Source organism: Actinocorallia sp. A-T 12471 (assembly GCF_033875155.1).
GTDB lineage: Bacteria > Actinomycetota > Actinomycetes > Streptosporangiales > Streptosporangiaceae > Actinocorallia.
This window is the reverse complement of the sequence record NZ_JAWZTE010000005.1, coordinates 15,611-35,140: the sequence shown is the minus strand read 5'-3', so window position 1 is coordinate 35,140 and position 19,530 is coordinate 15,611. Positions and strand designations below refer to the sequence as shown.

The 19,530-nt window shown below is 71.3% G+C and carries 19 protein-coding genes; 7 read left to right on the top strand and 12 right to left on the bottom strand.

The features are described 5' to 3' along the window. The first annotated feature begins 17 nt into the window (after nt 1-17). Nucleotides 18-794, top strand: coding sequence for a glycerophosphodiester phosphodiesterase family protein (locus R9X44_RS15625; protein WP_319814879.1), 777 nt, complete (start codon nt 18-20; stop codon nt 792-794). Nucleotides 795-888: 94 nt separating this feature from the next. Further along, the gene (locus tag R9X44_RS15620; RefSeq protein WP_319814878.1) at nt 889-1,233 is read left to right on the top strand and encodes an RNA polymerase-binding protein RbpA; all 345 of its coding nucleotides are present in this window, start codon (nt 889-891) and stop codon (nt 1,231-1,233) included. 89 nt (nt 1,234-1,322) lie between these two features. Here the strand turns inward: R9X44_RS15620 and R9X44_RS15615 are convergent, their stop codons facing one another. Then, nucleotides 1,323-1,865, bottom strand: a complete 543-nt coding sequence (locus R9X44_RS15615; RefSeq protein WP_319814877.1) for an FxsA family protein — start codon at nt 1,863-1,865, stop codon at nt 1,323-1,325. A 240-nt stretch (nt 1,866-2,105) separates the two neighbouring features. Between R9X44_RS15615 and lnt the strand changes: the two genes are divergently transcribed. Then, entirely contained in the window at nt 2,106-3,713 is a 1,608-nt protein-coding gene (gene lnt / locus R9X44_RS15610) for an apolipoprotein N-acyltransferase (protein ID WP_319814876.1), read from the top strand. Further along, the gene (locus R9X44_RS15605; protein WP_319814875.1) at nt 3,710-4,423 is read left to right on the top strand and encodes a polyprenol monophosphomannose synthase; all 714 of its coding nucleotides are present in this window, start codon (nt 3,710-3,712) and stop codon (nt 4,421-4,423) included. Before lnt ends, R9X44_RS15605 begins: the two co-directional genes overlap by 4 nt. A gap of 543 nt (nt 4,424-4,966) precedes the next feature. On the opposite strand, the gene R9X44_RS15600 is transcribed toward R9X44_RS15605, so the two are convergent. From R9X44_RS15600 to R9X44_RS15555, 10 genes are all read right to left on the bottom strand, one after another. Then, complete coding sequence (locus R9X44_RS15600) at nt 4,967-5,836, bottom strand: ABC transporter ATP-binding protein (protein ID WP_319814874.1); 870 nt, start codon at nt 5,834-5,836, stop codon at nt 4,967-4,969. 2 nt (nt 5,837-5,838) lie between these two features. Further along, nucleotides 5,839-6,903 (bottom strand): FecCD family ABC transporter permease, encoded by a 1,065-nt coding sequence (locus R9X44_RS15595; protein WP_319814873.1) that lies wholly within the window; start codon nt 6,901-6,903, stop codon nt 5,839-5,841. Next, the gene (locus R9X44_RS15590) at nt 6,904-7,923 is read right to left on the bottom strand and encodes an iron ABC transporter permease (RefSeq protein WP_319814872.1); all 1,020 of its coding nucleotides are present in this window, start codon (nt 7,921-7,923) and stop codon (nt 6,904-6,906) included. It lies immediately after the preceding gene. Next, on the bottom strand, nt 7,920-8,951 hold the full coding sequence (locus R9X44_RS15585) for an iron-siderophore ABC transporter substrate-binding protein (protein ID WP_319814871.1): 1,032 nt from the start codon (nt 8,949-8,951) through the stop codon (nt 7,920-7,922). Before R9X44_RS15585 ends, R9X44_RS15590 begins: the two co-directional genes overlap by 4 nt. Nucleotides 8,952-9,277: 326 nt before the next feature. Continuing rightward, complete coding sequence (locus R9X44_RS15580; protein WP_319814870.1) at nt 9,278-10,198, bottom strand: carbohydrate ABC transporter permease; 921 nt, start codon at nt 10,196-10,198, stop codon at nt 9,278-9,280. Between the two features lie 12 nt (nt 10,199-10,210). Further along, nucleotides 10,211-11,122 carry a sugar ABC transporter permease gene (locus tag R9X44_RS15575; RefSeq protein ID WP_319814869.1) on the bottom strand — a complete coding sequence of 304 codons (912 nt, stop codon included), beginning with the start codon at nt 11,120-11,122 and terminating at the stop codon, nt 10,211-10,213. A 50-nt stretch (nt 11,123-11,172) separates the two neighbouring features. Then, on the bottom strand, nt 11,173-12,606 hold the full coding sequence (ngcE, locus tag R9X44_RS15570; protein ID WP_319814868.1) for an N-acetylglucosamine/diacetylchitobiose ABC transporter substrate-binding protein: 1,434 nt from the start codon (nt 12,604-12,606) through the stop codon (nt 11,173-11,175). Nucleotides 12,607-12,682: 76 nt separating this feature from the next. Further along, complete coding sequence (locus R9X44_RS15565) at nt 12,683-13,873, bottom strand: ROK family transcriptional regulator (RefSeq protein ID WP_319814867.1); 1,191 nt, start codon at nt 13,871-13,873, stop codon at nt 12,683-12,685. 294 nt (nt 13,874-14,167) lie between these two features. After that, nucleotides 14,168-15,520 (bottom strand): DUF2252 domain-containing protein, encoded by a 1,353-nt coding sequence (locus R9X44_RS15560; protein WP_319814866.1) that lies wholly within the window; start codon nt 15,518-15,520, stop codon nt 14,168-14,170. 71 nt (nt 15,521-15,591) lie between these two features. Continuing rightward, nucleotides 15,592-15,909, bottom strand: coding sequence for a MazG-like family protein (locus tag R9X44_RS15555; protein ID WP_319814865.1), 318 nt, complete (start codon nt 15,907-15,909; stop codon nt 15,592-15,594). A gap of 97 nt (nt 15,910-16,006) precedes the next feature. Here R9X44_RS15555 and R9X44_RS15550 point away from each other — a divergent pair, with 97 nt between their 5' ends. Both R9X44_RS15550 and R9X44_RS15545 read left to right on the top strand, forming a co-directional pair. Beyond that, nucleotides 16,007-17,215: an acyl-CoA dehydrogenase family protein gene (locus tag R9X44_RS15550; RefSeq protein WP_319814864.1), complete on the top strand. Its 1,209-nt coding sequence runs from the start codon at nt 16,007-16,009 to the stop codon at nt 17,213-17,215. A gap of 55 nt (nt 17,216-17,270) precedes the next feature. Next, nucleotides 17,271-17,816 carry a DUF1707 and FHA domain-containing protein gene (locus R9X44_RS15545; protein WP_319814863.1) on the top strand — a complete coding sequence of 182 codons (546 nt, stop codon included), beginning with the start codon at nt 17,271-17,273 and terminating at the stop codon, nt 17,814-17,816. Nucleotides 17,817-17,834: 18 nt separating this feature from the next. Here R9X44_RS15545 and R9X44_RS15540 read toward each other — a convergent pair whose 3' ends face one another. Continuing rightward, nucleotides 17,835-18,695 (bottom strand): SPFH domain-containing protein, encoded by an 861-nt coding sequence (locus R9X44_RS15540; protein ID WP_319814862.1) that lies wholly within the window; start codon nt 18,693-18,695, stop codon nt 17,835-17,837. 175 nt (nt 18,696-18,870) lie between these two features. Between R9X44_RS15540 and R9X44_RS15535 the strand changes: the two genes are divergently transcribed. Beyond that, a complete protein-coding gene (locus R9X44_RS15535) occupies nt 18,871-19,530 on the top strand; it encodes a hypothetical protein (RefSeq protein ID WP_319814861.1) in 660 nt (219 codons plus the stop codon).

The window sequence follows — 19,530 nt, the reverse complement described above, 5'->3', positions numbered from 1 at the left end:
GTCATACTGAAGGCGAGATGCGTTACGCCTTCCTTGAACACGACGGGCCCATCGCCTTCGCCCACCGGGGCGGGGCGCTGGGCGCTCCCGAGAACACCATGACGGCGTTCCAGCGGGCCGTGGACGTCGGCTACCGCTACATCGAGACCGACGTGCAGGCCACCGCCGACGGGGCACTCCTTGCCTTCCACGACGCCGATCTCGCCCGCGTCACCGGCGAGCCCGGCCGGATCGCGCGCCTGCCCTACCAGCGGGTCGCCCGCGCCCGCATCCACGGCACCGAGCCGATCCCCCTCCTCGAGGACGCCCTCGGCTCGTTCCCCGACATCAGGTTCAACATCGACATCAAGGACAGGCCGGCGATCGGCCCGCTGATCCGCGTCCTGCACCGCACCCAGGCGTGGAGCCGGGTGTGCGTGACGTCGTTCTCCACCCGCCGCCTCGCCAGGGCCCGCGCGCAGGCCGCGGTGTTCACCCGCGAGCCCGTCTGCACCGCGCTCGGCCCGAGCGGGGTCGCCGCCGTCCGGATCGGCGGGCGCGCCGCGCGGATCGCCGCCTCGGGCGTCGCCTGCGCCCAGATCCCGCACGTGCTCGGCCCGGTGCCCTTCGCGACCGCCTCCTTCGTCGCCCAGGCGCACGCGGTGGGCCTCGCCGTCCACGCCTGGACCGTCAACGGCAGGGCCGCCATGGCGCGGGTCCTGGACGCCGGAGTCGACGGCGTCATGACCGACGATCTCGAGGCGTTGCGGGAGGTCATGGCCGGACGCGGCCTCTGGAGCGCAGCCGGGGCCTAGCGGGCAGGGTTGGAAACCCCGCGAGCGGGAATCTTGTAGCGGTATCCAGCGTTGGTCACAGCAGGACCGCTAGCCGTCTGGGAGGCGTTTTTCGATGGCAGAGCGCGCACTTCGCGGCACCCGGCTCGGGGCGACGAGCTATGAGAACGACCGGAACACCGATCTGGCACCGCGCCAGGAGGTGTCGTACACCTGCCCGAAGGGCCACCAGTCTACCGTCACCCTCGCCGCCGAGGTTGAGGTGCCGATGACCTGGGACTGCCGCAACTGCGGTGTTCCCGCCCTTCTGATGGACGGCGAGGTTCCGGTCGCGAAGAAGGGCAAGCCGCCGCGCACCCACTGGGACATGCTCCTTGAGCGCAGGTCGATCGAGGATCTTGAGGAGGTCCTCGCCGAGCGCCTGGAGATCCTTCGTGCGGGACGGCGCAAGACCGCATGACGGGTTAAGGCCCCCGAGCCGAAGACGAGACCATGGAAGGCCCGTACCGGAGTCCCCGGGACGGGCCTTTCGTGCGTCCACGCGGTGGATCAGCGCGTGTCGTCCTCGTCGTCCCTGACGACGTCGCCGCGCAGGATCTGCCCCTGGATCGGCCCGGCGGGGCGGTCCTCCTCTTCGACGACCTCGCCGCGGATCACGTCGCCCTGCCCGGGGAAGACCGGGCCGCCCGGGTAAGCGCCGGGGAATCCCGCGGGAGCGCCGATCTTGGCGGCGCGGCGCTCGGCCCAGACCATGAGCACGCGCCGGACGAGCGGGCGGGTGAACGGCAGGACGCACAGGAACCCGAACACGTCGGTGACGAAGCCGGGGACGATCAGCAGGACGCCGCCCGCGAGGATGAGGAACCCGTCGGCGAGCTCGCGGTCGGGCATCTTGCCCTGCGCGACCGTGGCGTTCAGGCTCGACCAGGCGCGTTTGCCCTCGCGTTTGACGAACCAGAGCCCGAGGACTGTCTCGGCCACCAGCAGCAGCGCGGTCCACCAGCCGCCGATCGCCTGGGCGACCTGGATGATCACGTAGATCTCGACGATCGGCAGAAGGACGAACATGAGCGGAAGCAGGAGCGGCCACATGTCTTCATCATCCCCGATGAAGTGGGGTGTCCGAACTGCTCGTCCATGTTTGACAGGGCATGGGATTCCGGTAGTTTTGACCGTCTGGTCCAGACCGGACCCGACGGGCTCGGGCATCCTATAGACAACGGACACCGCCTTCACGGCCTGTGGGGACGCGTCCGGCCCGACGGATGTCCGGGCCCGCGTCCTTTGCCGGTACCTTCTCTGCGAAGAAGCGCCGGGAACGCTGGAGATGGTGTGACGCAGGAGACGGTGACGGCCGAACCCGAGACCGCCCCCCGGGCGGAGGCGGCCGGGTCCCGGGGCGGGCGGGCGACGCGCGTCGCGGTGAGCGCGGCCGCCGGTCTGATCATGTTCCTCGCCTTCCCGCCGAACGTGTTCGGCCCGGACGAGGGCAGCCCGTCGGGGCTGTGGCCGCTCGCCCCGGTCGGGGTGGCGGTGCTGGCGCTCGCGCTGCGCGGGCTGCGCCCGTGGGCGGGCGCGCTGGCGGGCCTGGTGTGCGGTCTGTTCTTCTTCATCCCGATCCTGCCGGGCCTGCGGCCGATCGGCACTGACGTCTGGCTGGGGCTGAGCGTCGTCCAGGCGCTCTACTTCGCGCCGATGGGCGCGGCCATGGCCTATGTCTCGCGAAGCCGTCTGTGGCCGCTCTGGGTGGCCGGACTGTGGGTCGCCCAGGAGCTGGTGCGCGGCAGGGCCCCGCTGGGCGGCTTCCCGTGGGCGCGGCTCGCCTTCGCGCAGACCGACACCCCCTTCACCGCGTTCGCCGCGCTCGGCGGTGCCCCGCTGGTGTCCTTCGCGACGGCGCTCTCCGGGACGCTGCTGGCCTTCGCGGTCCTGGCGGTCGCGGCGCGCGGCCTCAAGGCCGCCGCCCTCGCCGTCGCGGGGGCCCTGGCGGTGCCGCTGGCCGGGCTCGCGGTCCCCACGGGCGCGGGCACGGGCGGCGAGAGCGCCGTCGTCGCCGTGATCCAGGGCAACGTGCCGCGCTCGGGCATGGACTTCCTCGGCCAGCGCCAGGCCGTGCTGAACAACCACATCGCACGGACCAGGGAGCTCGCCGCACAGGTCAGGTCGGGCGAGGTCCCCCAGCCCGACCTCGTCGTCTGGCCGGAGAACGCCAGCGACATCGACCCCTACAACGACCCCGAGGCCCGCAGGCTGATCGACGCCGTCGTCAAGGAGGTCGGGGCCCCCGTGCTGGTCGGGGCGCTCACCTCGACCCCCGACGGGACGATGGTGGAGAACCGCGGGATCGTCTGGGACCCCCAGGACGGGCCGGGCGAGCACTACACCAAGCGGCATCCCGTGCCGTTCGGGGAGTACATCCCGTTCCGCGACGTCCTGACCAAGATCATCTCCCGGCTTGAGCGGGTCCCCCGCGACTTCGCGCGCGGCACCGAGGACAACACCGTCATGATGGACGGGGTGCCCGTCGGCGACGTGATCTGCTTCGAGGTGGCCTACGACGGGATCGTCCGCGACGCGGCGGAAGCCCGGATTCTTGTGGTGCAGACCAACAACGCCACATATGGCCGCACGAGCCTTCCCTGGCAGCAGCTCGCGATGTCGCGGCTGCGGGCCGTCGAGCACGACAGGACTGTGCTCGTCGCGGCCACCAGCGGGATCAGCGCCATCGTCGCCCCCGACGGCACTTTGGTCGACAAGTCCCGTGAGTTCACCCCCGATGTGCAGGTGGCGCGAGTGCCGCTGCGCGCCTCGGTTACCATCAGTGACCGCCTCGGCGGGCTGCCCGAGTGGCTGCTCGCGTTGGTGGGAGTCACCGGGGTGGGCCTCGCGCTCACCGCGCGCAGGCGGGCCTCGCACCCAGGCCCCGGAGAGGCAGCATGAACGCGATCGTCGTGATCATCCCGACGTACAACGAACGGGACAACCTCCCCCTGATCACCTCGCGGGTCCGGGCCGCCGTGCCCGGCGCCGACATCCTCGTGGTGGACGACGACAGCCCCGACGGCACCGGCGACCTCGCCGACGAGCTCGCCGCGGCCGACGACCACGTCCACGTGCTGCACCGGACCGCCAAGAACGGTCTCGGCGCGGCCTACCTGGCCGGTTTCCGGTGGGCGATCGAGCACGGCTACGACGTCATGGTCGAGATGGACGCCGACGGCTCGCACAAGCCCGAGCAGCTCCCCCGGCTGCTCGACGCCCTGAACGACGCCGACCTGGTGATCGGCGCGCGCTGGGTGGACGGCGGCGAGGTGGAGAACTGGCCGAAGCGGCGCGAGGTCCTGTCGCGCGGCGCGAACACCTACGCCCGGCTGATGCTGGGCGTCCCGCTGCACGACGCGACGGGCGGCTACCGCGCGTTCCGCCGCGAGACCCTGGAGAAGCTGGATCTCGCCGACGTCGACTCGCGCGGCTACTGCTTCCAGGTGGATCTCGCGCTGCGCGCCCACCGCGCGGGCCTGCGCGTCGTGGAGGTCCCCATCACCTTCGTGGACCGCGTCCACGGCACGAGCAAGATGAGCGGCTCGGTCATCGCCGAGGCGATGCTCCGCGTCACCTCCTGGGGCCTCCGCTCCCGCTTCGGCCGCTAACCCCACCCCCACGGCCCCACGGCGGCCGCAGGGCGGCCGCAGGGCCGCGTGTGGCCGCAGGGCCGCGTGTGGCCGCAGGGCCGCGTGTGGCCGCAGGGCCGCGTGTGGCCGCAGGGCCGCGTGTGGCCGCAGGGCCGCGTGTGGCCGCAGGGCCGCTGAACGCGGCACGTCCGGCCCCGCTCGCCCGACGGCCGCCCGGCGTCCCGACAGCCGCACAGTGGCCGGAGGGCCGCATCATGTGGCCGGAGGCCCGCACGGCGTCCCGACGGCCGCACGGTGGCCGGAGGGCCGCCGACCTCGGCACGTCCGGCCCCGTTCGCCCGACGGCCGCATGGTGGCCGGAGGCCCGTGTGGCCGGAGGCCCGTGTGGTGGCCGGAGGCCCACACGGCGTCCTGACAGCCGCACGGTGGCCGAAGGGCCGCACGGTGGCCGAAGGGCCGCCGACCGCGGCACGTCCGGCGCATCTCCGGCATGGCCGGGGCACCGGGCGGTCGGTGGCCGGAGGGGCCGCGTCGCCGGGGCGTTTGGCGGGTTCTTGTTTGTCAGGAAGGGGGGTCTGGGTGGCCGGGCGGGTGAGCGGAGGCTTGGTGGGTGGGTGGTTTGGGGGTGTGGTGGCGGCCGATGGGGACGATCATGGGGGTGCCCGTGACCGGGTCGGGGGTGACCTCGCAGTGCAGGCCGAAGACCTCGGTGACGAGGGCGGCGTCGACGATCTCGCCGGGCGGGCCCTGGGCGATGATGCGGCCCGCCTTCATGGCGACCATGTGGTCGGCGTAGCGGCAGGCGTGGTTGAGGTCGTGCAGGACCATCACGACGGTTCTGCCCTCGGCGCGGTTGAGGTCGATGACGAGGTCGAGCACGTCGATCTGGTGGGCGAGGTCGAGGTACGTGGTGGGCTCGTCCAGCAGCAGCACCGAGGTCTCCTGGGCGATGGCCATGGCGATCCAGGCGCGCTGGCGCTGACCGCCGGACAGCTCGTCCACGGGCCGGTCGGCGAGGTCGGTGAGGCCCGTCGCGGCGAGCGCGCCCTTGACCGCGCGTTCGTCGGCCGCCGACCACTGCCGCCACCAGGTCTGGTGGGGTGAGCGGCCGCGTCCGACGAGGTCGCCGACGGTCAGCCCCTCGGGCGCGATCGGCGACTGCGGGAGGATGCCGAGGCGGCGGGCCAGCTCACGGGTGGGGACCGCGCGGATGTCGCCGCCGTCCAGGAGCACCGCGCCGTCCGCCGGGGTGAGCAGCCTGGCGAGCGCGCGCAGCAGGGTCGATTTCCCGCACGCGTTAGCGCCGACGATCGCGGTGATCGCGCCGGGCGGGACGGTGAGGTCGAGCCCGTCCACGACGACGCGGCCGTCGTAGGCCAGGCGGAGTCCCAGCGCGCTGAGCACGGGCGCGGGCTTGCCTTCGAAGGGCATCTTCAGCCTCCTGATCCCGCGCGGTTGGCGCGGACGAGCAGCCAGAGCAGGACGGGTGCGCCGAGCGCGCCGGAGACCACGCCGACCGGGAGTTCCACGCCGGGCAGGACGCGGCGCGCGGCGAGGTCGGCGGCGAGCACCATGAGCGCGCCGGTCAGCGCGGACGTCGCGGGCGGCGGCCATGCCGTCCCGGCGAGCCGCTGGGCGATCTGCGGCGCGGCCAGCGCGACGAACGCGACGGGCCCCGCGGCGGCCGTCCCGAACGCGACGAGCCCGACGGCGGTGGCCAGCAGCGCGAGCCGCACCCGCTGGACGGGGGTGCCGAGCCCGAGCGCGACGTCGTCGCCGAGCTGGAGGGTGCGGGTCAGCCGGCCGAGCAGCAGCGCGGCGGGCACGAGGAGCGCGACGCACAGCGCGAGCGGGACGACGTGGTCGTAGGTCCTGCCGTTGAGGTTGCCGACGAGCCAGCCGGTGGCGGCCTGGGCCTCGAAGCGGCTGCCGTGCGCGAGCAGGAAGTCGGTGGCGCTGGTGCAGATCCACGACAGGCCGATCCCGATGAGGATCATGCGGTACCCGGTCGTGCCGCGCCGCCAGCCGAGCGTGTAGATGAGCGCGGCGGTCGCGACGGCCCCGGCGACGCCGAGCACCTGGAGCGCCGCGCCGCCCGCCTGGAACAGCACGATCCCGGCGACGACGGCGGTGGACGCGCCCTGGGTGATGCCGATCATGTCGGGGCTGGCGAGCGGGTTGCGGGTCATGGTCTGGAACATCGCGCCCGCGACCCCGAACGCGACGCCGACCAGGACGGCGGTGAGCGCGCGCGGCAGCCGCAGCTCCACCACGACGAACCTCGTGCCGCCGTCGGCCTGGCCGGTGAGGGCAGCGACGACGTCGGCGACCGGGACCGGCACGTCGCCGAGGGTGAGGCCGACGCAGAACGCCCCGGCGGCCAGCGCGGCGAGCAGCAGGCACACCGCGACGAGCCGGGGCCGCAGCACGCCGGAGACGGGCGGGAACGCGAGCCGGAACGGGATCGCCGCGCGCGGCGCGGGAAGTGGCTTCGCCATCTAGATCTCCCGCAGTCTGGCGCGCCGGACGAGGACGATGAAGAACGGGCCGCCGAGCAGCGCGACGATGACGCCCGACTGGATCTCCACGGGCCGCACGACGATCCGGCCGACGACGTCGGCGGCGAGCAGCAGCGCGGGGGCGATCAGGCCCGACAGCGGCAGCAGCCAGCGGTGGTCGGGCCCTATCCCCACCCGCTGGGTGAGGACGCGGGCGAGGTGCGGGACGACCAGGCCGAGGAAGACGACGGGCCCGATCACCGCGACCGAAGCGCCGGTGAGCAGGGTGATCGCCGCGGTGCCCTGGGCGCGGACGAGCCATGGGCTGCGGCCGAGCGACGCGGCGACGTCGTCGCCGAGCGCGAGGCTGTTCAGCGCGGGCGCGCAGGCAAGGGCGAGGAACCCGCCGAACACGAGGAAGGGTGTGATCCACAGGAGCTCGTCCGCGCCGACCCCGGCGAGCGAGCCCGCCGACCAGAAGCGGAAGCGGTCGAGCGCGTCGGGGTCGGTGAGCACGATGCCGTGGGTGAGCGAGCCGAGCAGCGCGGTCACCGCGACCCCGGCGAGCGCGAGCTTGACCGGGGTCTGGCCGAACGCGCCGACGCCGCCGAGCGCGTAGACCGCGACGCTGGCCAGGAGCGCGCCGAGGAACGCGGGCCAGATGTAGCCGGAAAGCGACGTGACGCCGAGCAGCCCTGCGGAGACGACGATCGCGAACGACGCGCCCGCCGAGACGCCGAGGATGCCGGGGTCGGCCAGGGGGTTGCGGGTGAGCGCCTGCATGAGCGCCCCCGCGACGCCGAGGGCCGCGCCCGTCGCGAGGCCGAGGAGGGTGCGCGGGACGCGCACCGACCACAGCACGTCGGCGAAGCGGGTGCCGTCCTGGCGGCCGGTGAGGACGGCGACGACGTCGCCGGGCGGGATGCTCAGCGCGCCGAACGCCAGCGACAGCAGGCACCCGCACAGCAGGACCGCGGCGGCTCCCGTGAGCAGGAGCACGCCGCGGATGCCACGGGTCAAGACCGCGGGACCTCGGTGTTCGGGTCGCCGTCGATGGCGGCGGCGAGCTGCGGGACGAGCCTCTCCACGAAGTAGGGGATGCTCAGCACCGACACGAAGGAGATCGAGTTGCCGTAGTCGCTCGACTCGACGATCAGGACCTCGCGGCCCTCCTTGACGACCCTCTGGTTGGCGTACGCCTTGTTCTTGTGCAGCTTCGCGCCGTCCTCGTCGCCCGCGCCGACGAGCCAGACCGTCACGTCGTTGTCGAGGAGGTCGGTGCGCTCCTCGCTGATGTTCGCGCCGAACTCGTCGCCGACGGCCTCCTTCAGCCCGTCGGGCAGGGTGAAGCCGAGCGCGGTGAGCACCTGGGAGCGCGGGTCGTCGCCGCCGTAGACGAAGACGCCCTCGTACGGGGTCGCCATGAGCGCCTTCGCGCCCTTGAACGACGGGTTCGCGACCGCCGCCTTCTTCAGCGCGTCCTCCGCGCCGTTGACGAGCTTCTCGGCCTCGTCGGCCTTGCCGAGCACCTTGCCGACGGTCCTGGTGAGCTGCGGCCACGCGATGGCGTAGTCGGCGACGTCGCCGGGCTGCGCGACCACCGGGGCGATCTTCGACAGGGTGGTGTACTGCTCCTTGGTGAGCCCGGAGTACAGGGCGAAGATGACGTCGGGGCGCAGCGAGGCGATCTTCTCCGCAGACGGCCCGGTGCCGGTGTCCTTCATGACGGTCGGCAGTTCCCTGCCCGCGATCTTGTCCTGCGCCCAGGGCCCGATCGCGCCGGGGTACTCGCCGAGCCACTCGGTGGTGCCGACGGGCATGACGCCGAGCGCGAGGACGGCGTCCTGGTCGGACAGCCCGACGGTGACGACGCGTTCGGGCGCGCGCTCGACCGTCGTGCTTCCGTACTTGTGCTCGACGGTGACGGGGAACGCGGCGGTGGGCGGGTTCGCCGACCCGTCGCCGGGCCCGTTCTCGGTGCCGGAGCCGCACGCGGCGCTCAGCACGAGCGCGGCGGCGGGCAGGAGGAACTTCAGCGTGCGCAGCATGGGGGGCCTTCAGTCTGACGAAAACGACGGCGGGCATCCCGATCCGACGACCGAACCGGCACCCCCGCCCACCTAATATTTAGGCAAGGCTAACCTACGTAATCCCCACCCCACACGGCAACTCCCGGGGGTCCCGAGTCAGGTGGGCGGGCCGAAGTGCGCGGTGAGCCAGTGGCGGAACCGGGGAAGGTCGGCGCAGCGGCTCAACTGGACCGCCGGAAGGGGATCGGGGAAAGTTCTTCCGGCCATTCCCGAGAAAATCGAGGCGTGAAGCGAACGGCCCGGCCCCGCGCCTCGTGGGCGGGGCCGGACCGTGGGGAGCGGTGCTACTTGACGGCTCCGGCCGTGAGGCCGCTCTGGATCTGCCTCTGAAAAATAACGTAAATGATGAGCACCGGGATGATGGCCATGGAGAGGGCGGCCATGAGGGCGGGCCAGTCCTGGCGGTAGCCGGCGGTGGTGCTGATGGTGGCGATGGCCTGCGGGAGGACCCACTTGTCCTGGTCGGCGGGGACGATGATGATCGGGAGCAGGTACTGGTTCCACTGGCCGATCACGTTGAAGATGGTGATGGAGACCAGGCCGGGACGGGCCATCGGCATCATGATCTGGAAGAACGTGCGGACGTGGCCCGCGCCGTCGATGAAGGCGGCCTCGGCCACCGACGTCGGCAGGGTGCGGAAGAACGCGGTCAGGAAGAACACGGTGAACGGCAGCGAGTAGGCGACGTACACCAGGATCAGGCCGAGGTAGGTGTTGTGGACCCCGAGGTTCTGCACCACCTTGAACAGCGGGACGAGGGCGAGGAACACCGGGAACATCATGCCGGAGACGAACATGAAGTAGACGACCCGGTTGCCGCGGAACTCGTACCTGGCGATGACGTAGGCGGCCATCGCGCCGAACAGCATCGTGAAGAACGTGCTGAGCGACACCACGAACACGCTGTTCAGCAGGTAGCGGCCGATGTTGGTGTCGCGCCAGGCGCGGCCCCAGGCGTCGAAGTGCCAGGTCTCGGGCAGTGTCCAGGCGTCCCCGAAGATCTCGGCGTTGGTCTTGAACGCCGCCACGAACGTCCACACCAGCGGGACGATCACCAGCAGCGCCCAGACCGCGAGCGCGGCGTGGGACAGGCCGGAGAACACCCCTGAGGCGACCGCGGCGGGCCGGCGCCCGCCTCGGGCGGGGGCCTTGCGCACGGTCGGGACGGCCTCGGGACGTGCGGGCGGTTCGGTCTTGGTCTTCATTCGCGGCCGGCCTTAGAACTCGATGCGTTCGCGGCGCGTGACGCGCAGGGTGAGCACCGCGAAGGTCAGGGTCATGAAGAACAGGACGACGCCCATCGCCGAGGCGTATCCGAGGTCGGAGTAGCGGAACACCCTCCGGTAGATCTCCAGCGCCACGACGGTGGTGGAGTTGTCCGGGCCGCCCTGGTCGACCGACAGGATCTGCACGATCGCGAACATGTCGAACGCGGCGATCCCGAGGTAGATCCAGCCGACCTGGAGGGTGTCCCACAGCAGCGGGAGCGTCACCCGGAAGAAGAGGGTGAAGCGGCCCGCGCCGTCGATCGCGGCGGCCTCGAAGACGTCCTTGGGTATCGCGGACATGCCCGCGGAGAACAGGACGACGTAGAAGCCGACGCTCTGCCAGACGACGACGCCGATGATCGACCACAGCGCGATCTTCGGGTCGTTGAGGAACTGGACGGGGGCGATCCCGACCTTGGCGAGCAGGCCGTTGATCATGCCGCTCTCGGTCGGCCGGTAGACCGACTGGAACAGCACGCCGAGGATCGCCACCGCGAGGACCTGCGGCAGGAAGAACACGACCTTGTAGAAGCCGGAGAACTTGACGCCCCGCATCGTGCCGCTCTTGCCCGCGCCGCCTCCGACGTTCAGCAGGAACGAGAAGAACAGCGCGATGACGAGGGTCGCCAGCGGCAGGGTGATGAGAATCCACAGGTGGTGCCGGAGCGCGGCGGTGAACGCCTCGTCCTGGAACAGTTCGCGGAAGTTCTCGAGTCCGACGTACTCCGGCGCCTTGTAGCCGTTCCACTCCGTGAGCGCGATCTGGAACGCCTGGAGGTACGGGCCGATCACGAAGACGGCGTACAGGACCACCGGGATCGCCAGGAACCCGATGATGAAGGGATATCTACCCTGCCGCATGGCTGGTTCTCCGGAATTCTGGGTGATTCTTGGAGGTTTCGGGACGGAGGTCAGGACGCCCGGGTCTGGAGGTCGTCGCCGGCGTCCTTCTTGGCCTTGTCGGCGGCCTTCTGCATCGCCGCGCAGAACGCCTTGGCGTCACTGCGGCCGTACATCAGGTTGTTGGTCTGGCGGCGCAGCTCGGTCTCCAGCTCCTTGTACCAGTTCTCGAAGAGGCTGGTGGTGACCACGTTCTGCCCGGCGGCCTGCTGGGCGGCGAACACGGAGCTGAGGCCGGGCGACAGGGTGAGGCCCTCGGCCGCGCCGTTGACGATGGTGAGGGAGCCGGAGCGCTCGGTGAAGCCCTTCGCGCCCTCCTTGGACAGCATCTGGCGGAAGTACTCCATGCCGCCCTGCGGGTTCTCGCCCTTGGCCGAGACGAAGTAGTACTCACCGGCCGCGACGCGGACCGCCTCGTACGGCATCTGGTCGGACGCCGACACCGACGGGGTCGGCGCGAGCCCGTACTTGAAGCCGGCCGGGGTGGAGTCCTTCTGCTCGTTCTCCAGCCACGAACCCGACGGGTAGAAGGCGATCTTGCCCTGGTTCTGCTGGGTCTGGACCTCGGTGTGCATGAGGCCCTCGAAGGACTTGTCGGAGTACTTGGTGTTGATCTCCGCCCACGCCGCCGCGGCCTGCTCGACGGCCGGGTTCGTCCAGGCGCCGTCCTTGAGGTTGTCGATGTCGATCAGGACCTGGTTGCCGCCGATCTTCGCCGCCGAGATGAGGATCATCCAGTAGGCGTAGTAGGAGGCGTTCTTGCCCGCGTAGGCGAACGGGGTGAGGCCCGCGGCCTTGATCGTCTCGGCGAGGGTCTTGAACTCCTCGAAGGTCTTCGGCGGGGTCCAGCCCTTGGACTTGAACAGCTCGGCGTCGTACCAGAGGCCGTAGGTGGTGGACACGTACGGCAGCAGGTAGGGCTTGCCCGCGACGAGCCCGGCCTCGACCGCGCCCGGCATGACGGTCTCACGGACCTTCTTGCCCGCGTCGTCGACCGAGGGGGCGTCCCACAGGGACGTGAGGTCCTGCAGGTGCCCGGCCTCGGCGAGCGCGCCGGTGTCCATGAGGTCGGTGCCGGAGTTGGCGACGACGTCGGGGATGTCGGTGCCGCTGGAGAAGCGCGGCTGGAGGGCCTTGCCGATGTCGACGATGCCCTCATGCTCGATCTTGACGCCGGGGAACGCCTTGACGTACATCGGCTCGTGGACCTGGGTGGCGTAGTCGTCGCCGAGGCCGCCCTTGAAGATGACGACGTTCAGCGGGATCGTCGCGTCGACCTTGAACGGGTTCTTGGCGTCGCCGTCGGCGGCGATGTCCTTGCCGCTCTCGTCGCTGCCGCCGGTGGCGCAGGCGCTCAGCAGCGACAGGCCGGGCGCGGCGACGGCCACGAGGCCGAGCCGCTTCAGCATGTCGCGGCGGTGCAGTCCGGTGGTGATCTCGGTCATGGGTGCTGTCTCCCTAAGGGGGAAAGGGGTACGGGACAGGGGCAAGGGATTCGGGGTGCGCGGGGTCTCCGCGCGTTCAGGGCGGCACGGTGGAGGCGAAGAGCTCGTCGCGGGTGAGCGTGAGCCCGTGCTCGACCGCTCCGGTGAGGACCGGGTCGGGTCCGACGGTGGACAGGCGCAGTGGCGGCCGGGGGATGGTCAGCCTGTGCAGTTCGTGTTCGACGTGGCGGCGCAGCGCCTCTCCCCCGGCCATGAGCACGTCGCCGGTGAGGACGACGAGGGCGGGGTCGAGGAGCGCGGTGACCGAGGCGAGGCCGGTGGCGAGCCGGACGGCGACGTCGCGCAGGGCGTCGCGGCCGGACGGCTCGCTCTCGCGGGCGGCGGCGGCGCGCATCGCGGCGGCGGCGTCGGTGCCGCGGAAGCCGTGCGAGCGCAGGACCGTGCGGACGGCGGGTCCGGCGCTGAGCGCCTGGAGGCCGTGCGGGGCGAACCGGCCGGTCTCGCGGGCGGTGGGCGCGCCGGGCACCGGCATGAAGCCGATCTCCCCCGCGCCGCCGCCCGCGCCCCGGTGCAGCCGGCCGCCCAGCACGAGCGCCATGCCGAGGCCGGACCCGGCCCACAGCACGACGAAGTCGGAGTGGCCGCGCGCGACGCCGTGCTGGGCCTCGGCGAGCGCGGCGAGGTTGACGTCGTTCTCGATCTCGACGCGGGTGCCGAGGGCGGCGCGCAGCCTGTCGGCGAGGTCGGGGATGCCCCAGCCGGGCAGGTGGCGCGAGTAGCCGAGCCGTCCGGTCTCCGGCTCGACGACGCCCTGGACGCCGACGACGACCCGGGACAGCCCGGTCACGTCGATCCCGGCGGCCGCGCAGGCCCCGGCGACCGCCGTGGAGACCTCGGAGGCGGCCTTTCCCCCGGCCCGCGACGGGCTCGGCAGCCTGAACCGTCCGACGGTCTGGCCGGTGAGCCCGGCGACGACCGCCTCGATCCGCCCGGGGGTGATGTCGAGGCCGCACACGTGGGCGGCGGACGGGTTGATCCCGTACTCCTCGGCGGTCGGGCCGGGCCCGCCGCCGCGCCGTCCCTCGCGGACGACGAGGCCGGAGTCGCGCAGCCGGGTGAGCAGCTGGTGCGCGGTCGGCTTGGACAGGCCGATGAGGTCGCCCAGCTCAGGGCGGGTGAGCGGCCCGTGTTCCAGGAGTGCGCGGAGGGCGGCCTGGTCGTTGATGGCGCGCAGCAGCTGCGGTGTGCCGGGTACGTGCACGGTCATGACCTGCCTCCTCTCCCGTCCGGAAGATTAACTATTAGGAAAGTGTCCTAATCATTGAGGTGAAGGTAGATCCCGCGCGCCGGGCCGTCAAGCACGAGTCCGCGCCGCCGACACGTTCGCAACCAACCCGTGACCGCCCGCCCCGCCCGCGTGTTTCCCCCGCATGACGAAGGCCCCGCCCTCGGTGAGGGCGGGGCCTGCGGAGACTCCGAAGGCGTCTCACTATACGGACGAAAAGACAGGCTTCTTACCTGTCCCGAAGGGGGGTGTCCGTACGGAGACGCGAGGGAAGGGTCAGGCTGGGTGGGTCGAGGGCAGGACGCCGGGGATGAGGTTCTCGCGGAACGCGTCGACGAACAGGGCGTGGTCGCGCCTGACGAGCTCGGCGTACCCGTGGCCGAACGCGACCATCGCGGCGACGAACTCCGACTCGTCGTCGCCGATGGCGGCATGGATGGCGTCCTCGACCTGGAACGGCACGAGGGTGTGGTCGGAGTCGCTGTCCGACACGCAGTGGATCTTGGCGGTGGCGCGGCCGAGGTCGGCGAGCAGCGGCGTCATCTCGTCGGGCTCGGTGAGGGACGACCAGTCGAGGTCGGCCTCGTACGGCGAGAACTCCTGGACGACGAAGCCGACCCCGTCGATCTCGGCGTATCCGAGCCACGGGTCGGCGTTGGCCTGCAGGGCGCGGCGCGACAGCGCGGTGCGGTGGCCGTGGTGCTCGAAGTAGGCGGCGATCCGCTCGTCGCGCACGACCCGCGACGGCGCGGCCACGTTGCCCTGCTTGACCGACAGGATGACGTCGTTCTCCAGCGCCTGCGTCTGGCCCTCCACCAGGATGTTGTAGGCGGCCAGGCCCGCCGACCCGATCCCGAACCCGGACGCGCCCACCACGTCCTTGATCTTGTAGGTGAGGCTGCCGAAGCGCTTGTCCTGCGGGATCGTGTCGAGGTAGTGGACGTAGGCTTCCTCGACGCGGGCGCGCTCGGCGGCGTCGAGGCGGCGGATGTTCGCGCCGTCGCGCATCCGGCGCACGTGCCCGTCCACGACGGTGTGCCTGTTCAGCAGCTCGACCCTGGTCGAGGACACCGACTCCACCAGCACGTCGTAGACGTGGCCGGTGGCGGTGTCGAGGGTGAGCGCCCAGCCCTCGTAGGGGTCGCGGCGCGCGTAGAAGCGGACCTGCTCCACGTAGGCGCGGACATAGGTCTCGATGAGGCGGGTGATGTCGGCGTCGGAGATCGCCTTGCTCCACGCCAGCAGCGCGACGCTGGCGACGAGCCGCTTCAGGTCCCAGGTGAACGAGCCGATGTACGCCTCGTCGAAGTCGTTGACGTCGAAGGTGAAGACGCCGTCGGCGCTCATGTAGGTGCCGAAGTTCTGGGCGTGCAGGTCGCCCTGGATCCAGACGCGCGAGGTGCGCTCGTCGGCCCAGGGGTCGTCGTCGTCGACCACGTCGGCGTAGAAGATCGGCGCGCTGCCCCGGTAGAAGGCGAACGGGTCGGACGCCATCTTGCGGAAGCGGCGGCGGAACTCCGCGGGGCTGCGCTCCATCAGCGGGGCGAACGCCTCGACGAGCACGTCGACGAGCCGCGCCTGGCGTTCCTTGGGGTCGGCCGCACGCAGTGCGGCCACAAGATCGGTCATGCTCGGGGGTTTCCTTTCACGCGTTGTCCGAATCATCCCGCTCCGCCAGGCTCGGTGCGGTCTGATTGGGCTCAGCGCTCCATGTACCGCGCGTCAACTTTCTCGATCTTGTCCTGGAGCGCGCGGGCCGGATCGTCGGCGAACGAGCACAGCGCGACCATCGCGGTGATGACGACGTCGCAGAGCTCGGCGGCGACGTCCTCCCGTGAATGAGTGACGCCCTTGCGCGGATTCTGCCCGACATATCCGATATATGCCTGAGACACCTCGCCGATCTCCTCGGTCAGCTTGACCAGGCGCATCGCCACCTCGTGGTCGCCCGTGCCGTTGACCTCGTCAAGATGGGCGGCGAAGCGGCGGACGCTCGGCCAGGGGTCGTAGACGCTCATGTCATGACCCTAGTGTGCGAAGATGTGTCAGTAAGCGCTAACTTGCGCTGCGGCTTCTTTGAGCTGCGAAAACGACGCGCCGAGGGAAGGCACACACATGATCGAGTGGTCGTCGGACGAGCTGATGATCCGCGACGCGGTGCGCGACTGGGTGGCCAAGGAGGTCAGGCCCCACCAGGACGCGCTCGACTCCGGCGAGGCGTCGCCCTATCCGATCATCCGGAACCTGTACCAGACCTTCGGCATGGCCGATCTCGCCGCCTCGTCCTTCGACAAGCGGATCGCCAGGGAGAAGGCGGGCGAGCCCGTCAAGGACAAGTCCGAGGGCAGCGGGCCCGACGCCGGCGCGTCCTTCACCATGCTGCCCATCATCGAGCTGTGCAAGGTCGCCCCCGGCCTCGTCACCGCGATGGGCGTGTCGCTCGGCCTGGCCGCCGGGACGATCATGAAGCGCGGCTCGGTCGAGCAGAAGGAGCGCTGGGGCCGCGACCTGCTCACCTTCGACAAGGTCGGCGCGTGGGCGATCACCGAGCCCGACTCAGGCTCCGACGCGTTCGGCGGCATGAAGTCCTCGGCCCGCGTCGACGGCGACGGCTGGATACTCAACGGCAACAAGACCTTCATCACCAACGGCCCCGACGCCGACACCATCGTCTTCTACGCCAAGCTCGACGACGGCCGTCCCGTGCGCGACCGCGAGATCCTGTGCTTCGTGCTCGACAAGGGCATGGAGGGGCTCGTGCAGTCCAGGCCGCTGCGCAAGATGGGCTGCCACTCCTCCCCCACCGGCGAGCTGTTCCTCCAGGACGTCAGGGTCGGCCGCGACCGGCTGCTGGCGGTCGGCGGCAGCGGCAAGGAGTCGGCCAAGCAGAACTTCACGACCGAGCGCGCGGGCGTCGCGGCGATGTCCCTCGGCGTCATCGAGGAGTGCCTGCGGCTGTCGGTCGACTACGCCAAGTCGCGCGTGGCGTGGGGCAAGCCGATCGGCGACTACCAGCTGATCCAGCTCAAGCTGGCGAAGATGGAGGTCGCGCGCATCAACGTGCAGAACATGGTCTTCCGCCACATCGAGCTGTCGAAGGCCGGACGCACCCCCACGCTCGCCGAGGCCAGCGCGATGAAGCTGTACTCCGCGCAGGCCGCCTCGGAGGTCGCGATGGAGGCCGTCCAGCTGTTCGGCGGCAACGGCTACATCGCCGAGTACCGGGTCGAGCAGCTCGCCCGCGACGCGAAGGTCTTCCAGATCTACGCGGGCACCGATGAGCTTCAGATCACGCACATCGCACGTGACCTGCTGAGCCGCTGAACCGGGCGCGGGCGGTCGCTGGACATCGCGGGAATAGATCTGGATACTCGCGTTCATGGACGGACCGCCCGCATACCCGGTACGGGCCTCCGACACCCGCCGGGACAGGGTGATCGAAGAACTGCGCGACAGGCTCGTCGAGGGGCGCATGTCGCAGGAGACGTACGAGCACAGGGTCGAGCGCGCGCTGAGAGCGCGCAGCGAGATCGAGCTCGAGGAGCTGTTGCACGACCTTCCGCCGCGCAACCGCGTCGTGGAGCGGCTCACCGGGATCGTGTCGTCGCTGTCGGCCGCGACCGCGCGGGTGGAGTCGGCGTGGCGTGCCCCCCGGCTGCCGCGCTTCATCCTGCCGACCGCGCAGCAGGCGCGCGTCCTGGTCGGACGCGCGCCAGGCTGCCACTTCGTCCTGGCCGACCTGACGGTCTCGCGGTTCCACGCCGAGATCCGGGCCGACGAGGCGGGCTGGGTCGTCAGCGACCTCGGCTCGATGAACGGCACGCGCCTCAACGGCTGGCGGCTCACCGGGCCCGTCAGGGTCAGGCCGGGCGACCAGCTCGGCTTCGGCGACCTGACCTTCGTGGTCGCCTCCGGCCTGTCCTGAGCGGCCGCCCGGCACGCCTCAGGGGGTCGGCGTGATGTTGAGGTTGCCGCCCTGCGGGACCGGCACGACGGTGATCTTGCCGTCCTTGATCGCCTGGTAGAGCACCGCGCCGTTCGGGCCGAGCACCTTCACCAGCTCCTTCAGCGCCTGGATCTCGGTGCGGATCTGCTTGTTGCGGTTCTCCTGGGTGTTGTTGTCCTCGATCGCCTGCTGGGCGGCGGCCAGCGCGGCGCGGACGTTGTCCGGCGGGACCGGCTGCTGGAGCGTCAGCAGGAACGCGCCGCACTCGCCCGTGCCGTTGTAGGTCGGGGCGCAGAAGAAGTTGTCGCCGGCCGTGGCGTTCACCTGCGCGGCGACGGCCGCGCCGACCTCGCTCTCCCACTTGCGCTTGGTGTCGGGGTCGGAATACAGGTCCTGCCACGGGTACTTCTTGGAGACCTCGTCGAGGGCGCGGTCGAGCGGCGCGCCGATGTAGGTGCGCAGCATCTTGCCCCAGCCCTCCTCCTCGTACGCCTCGTACTTGAGGCCGATCTCCTCGTGGAACTTGCGCAGCGTCGCGCAGTCGTCGTTCAGCGAGAACGTCGCGACGCCCTCGACGGTCAGCTCAAGGTCGTCGCGGGAGACCACCTTCAACGCGTCGGTGTCGCCGCCGTCCCCGAACTTGTAGGTCCGCTGGCCGATCGGGTAGGTGAACACCTGGTCGCCGGGGCCGTGCCAGATCCTGCCGTTGCCGCAGGCGTCGAACTTGGTCGAGGAGAACGGCCCCGCGTTGTACTCGATGCCCTTGTGGTCGGGGGCGACGCTCACCGAGCAGCCCGCGGAAAGGCCGGTCAGCAGCACGAGGACGGCGACCGCCGCCAGTGCCTTCAGAAATCTCAACTACGGCTCCATGGGTCGGGACGGCGACCGGGCGGGACGCCGCCGGGGGTGACGTGGGTCTATCAGACGCGACAACGCCCTTCCCCGCCCCAAAAAACCGGAATGTCACCTTGCCCGCCGCCGCACGGCCGTACGGTGGACGGGCTCCCCCGCCGCCGACCCCGAGGGGAGCGCCGTGCTCGACTACCTCACCGACTGGATCGCCCTGCCCGACGGGCTCGACTGCGCACCCGCGCGGCCCGACTGGAACGAGTACGGATCGCTGCTGCTGCGCGCCGGGGCCCCTTGCGCGCGCCGGTACGGCGTCGCCGCGCCCGCCCCGCCGCCCGTGCTCGCCGAGTGGGGAGTGCGCCAGGCGTACGCGCTCGGCCTGTCGGCGGGCTTCGGCGGACTCGGCCTCACCCACCGGCAGCTGCTGTACTGCGCGCAGCCTCTGCTCGCGGGGCTCGTCGCGGCCCACGCCGTCCGGTTCCTGTGCTGGCTCGAGGGCGCGGACGCGGCGGCCGGCGCGCTCGACGCGGTGATCGCCGAGGTCTGGCCGACGCCGCGCACCGTCGTCACGCATCCCCGCGCCCCGCACGCCGCGCTCGCCCGCGAGGCGCTGCCCGACGTGCCTGGCGCGGACGAGGCGGCCGCGGCGTTCGTCCTCGACGGCCGAAGGCTCCGGCCCGCGTTCCTGATCCGCGCGGTCCTCGACGGGCCGGGCCGCGCGATCGCGCACGGCCACGCCGCCGCGATCGTCGCGCCCGCGCCGTCCGACCCCGTGCTGACGCCCGGGGACCTGGCCCGCCCGTCGCCCGACGACCTCGACCCCTTCGACGGCCCGTGGACCTGA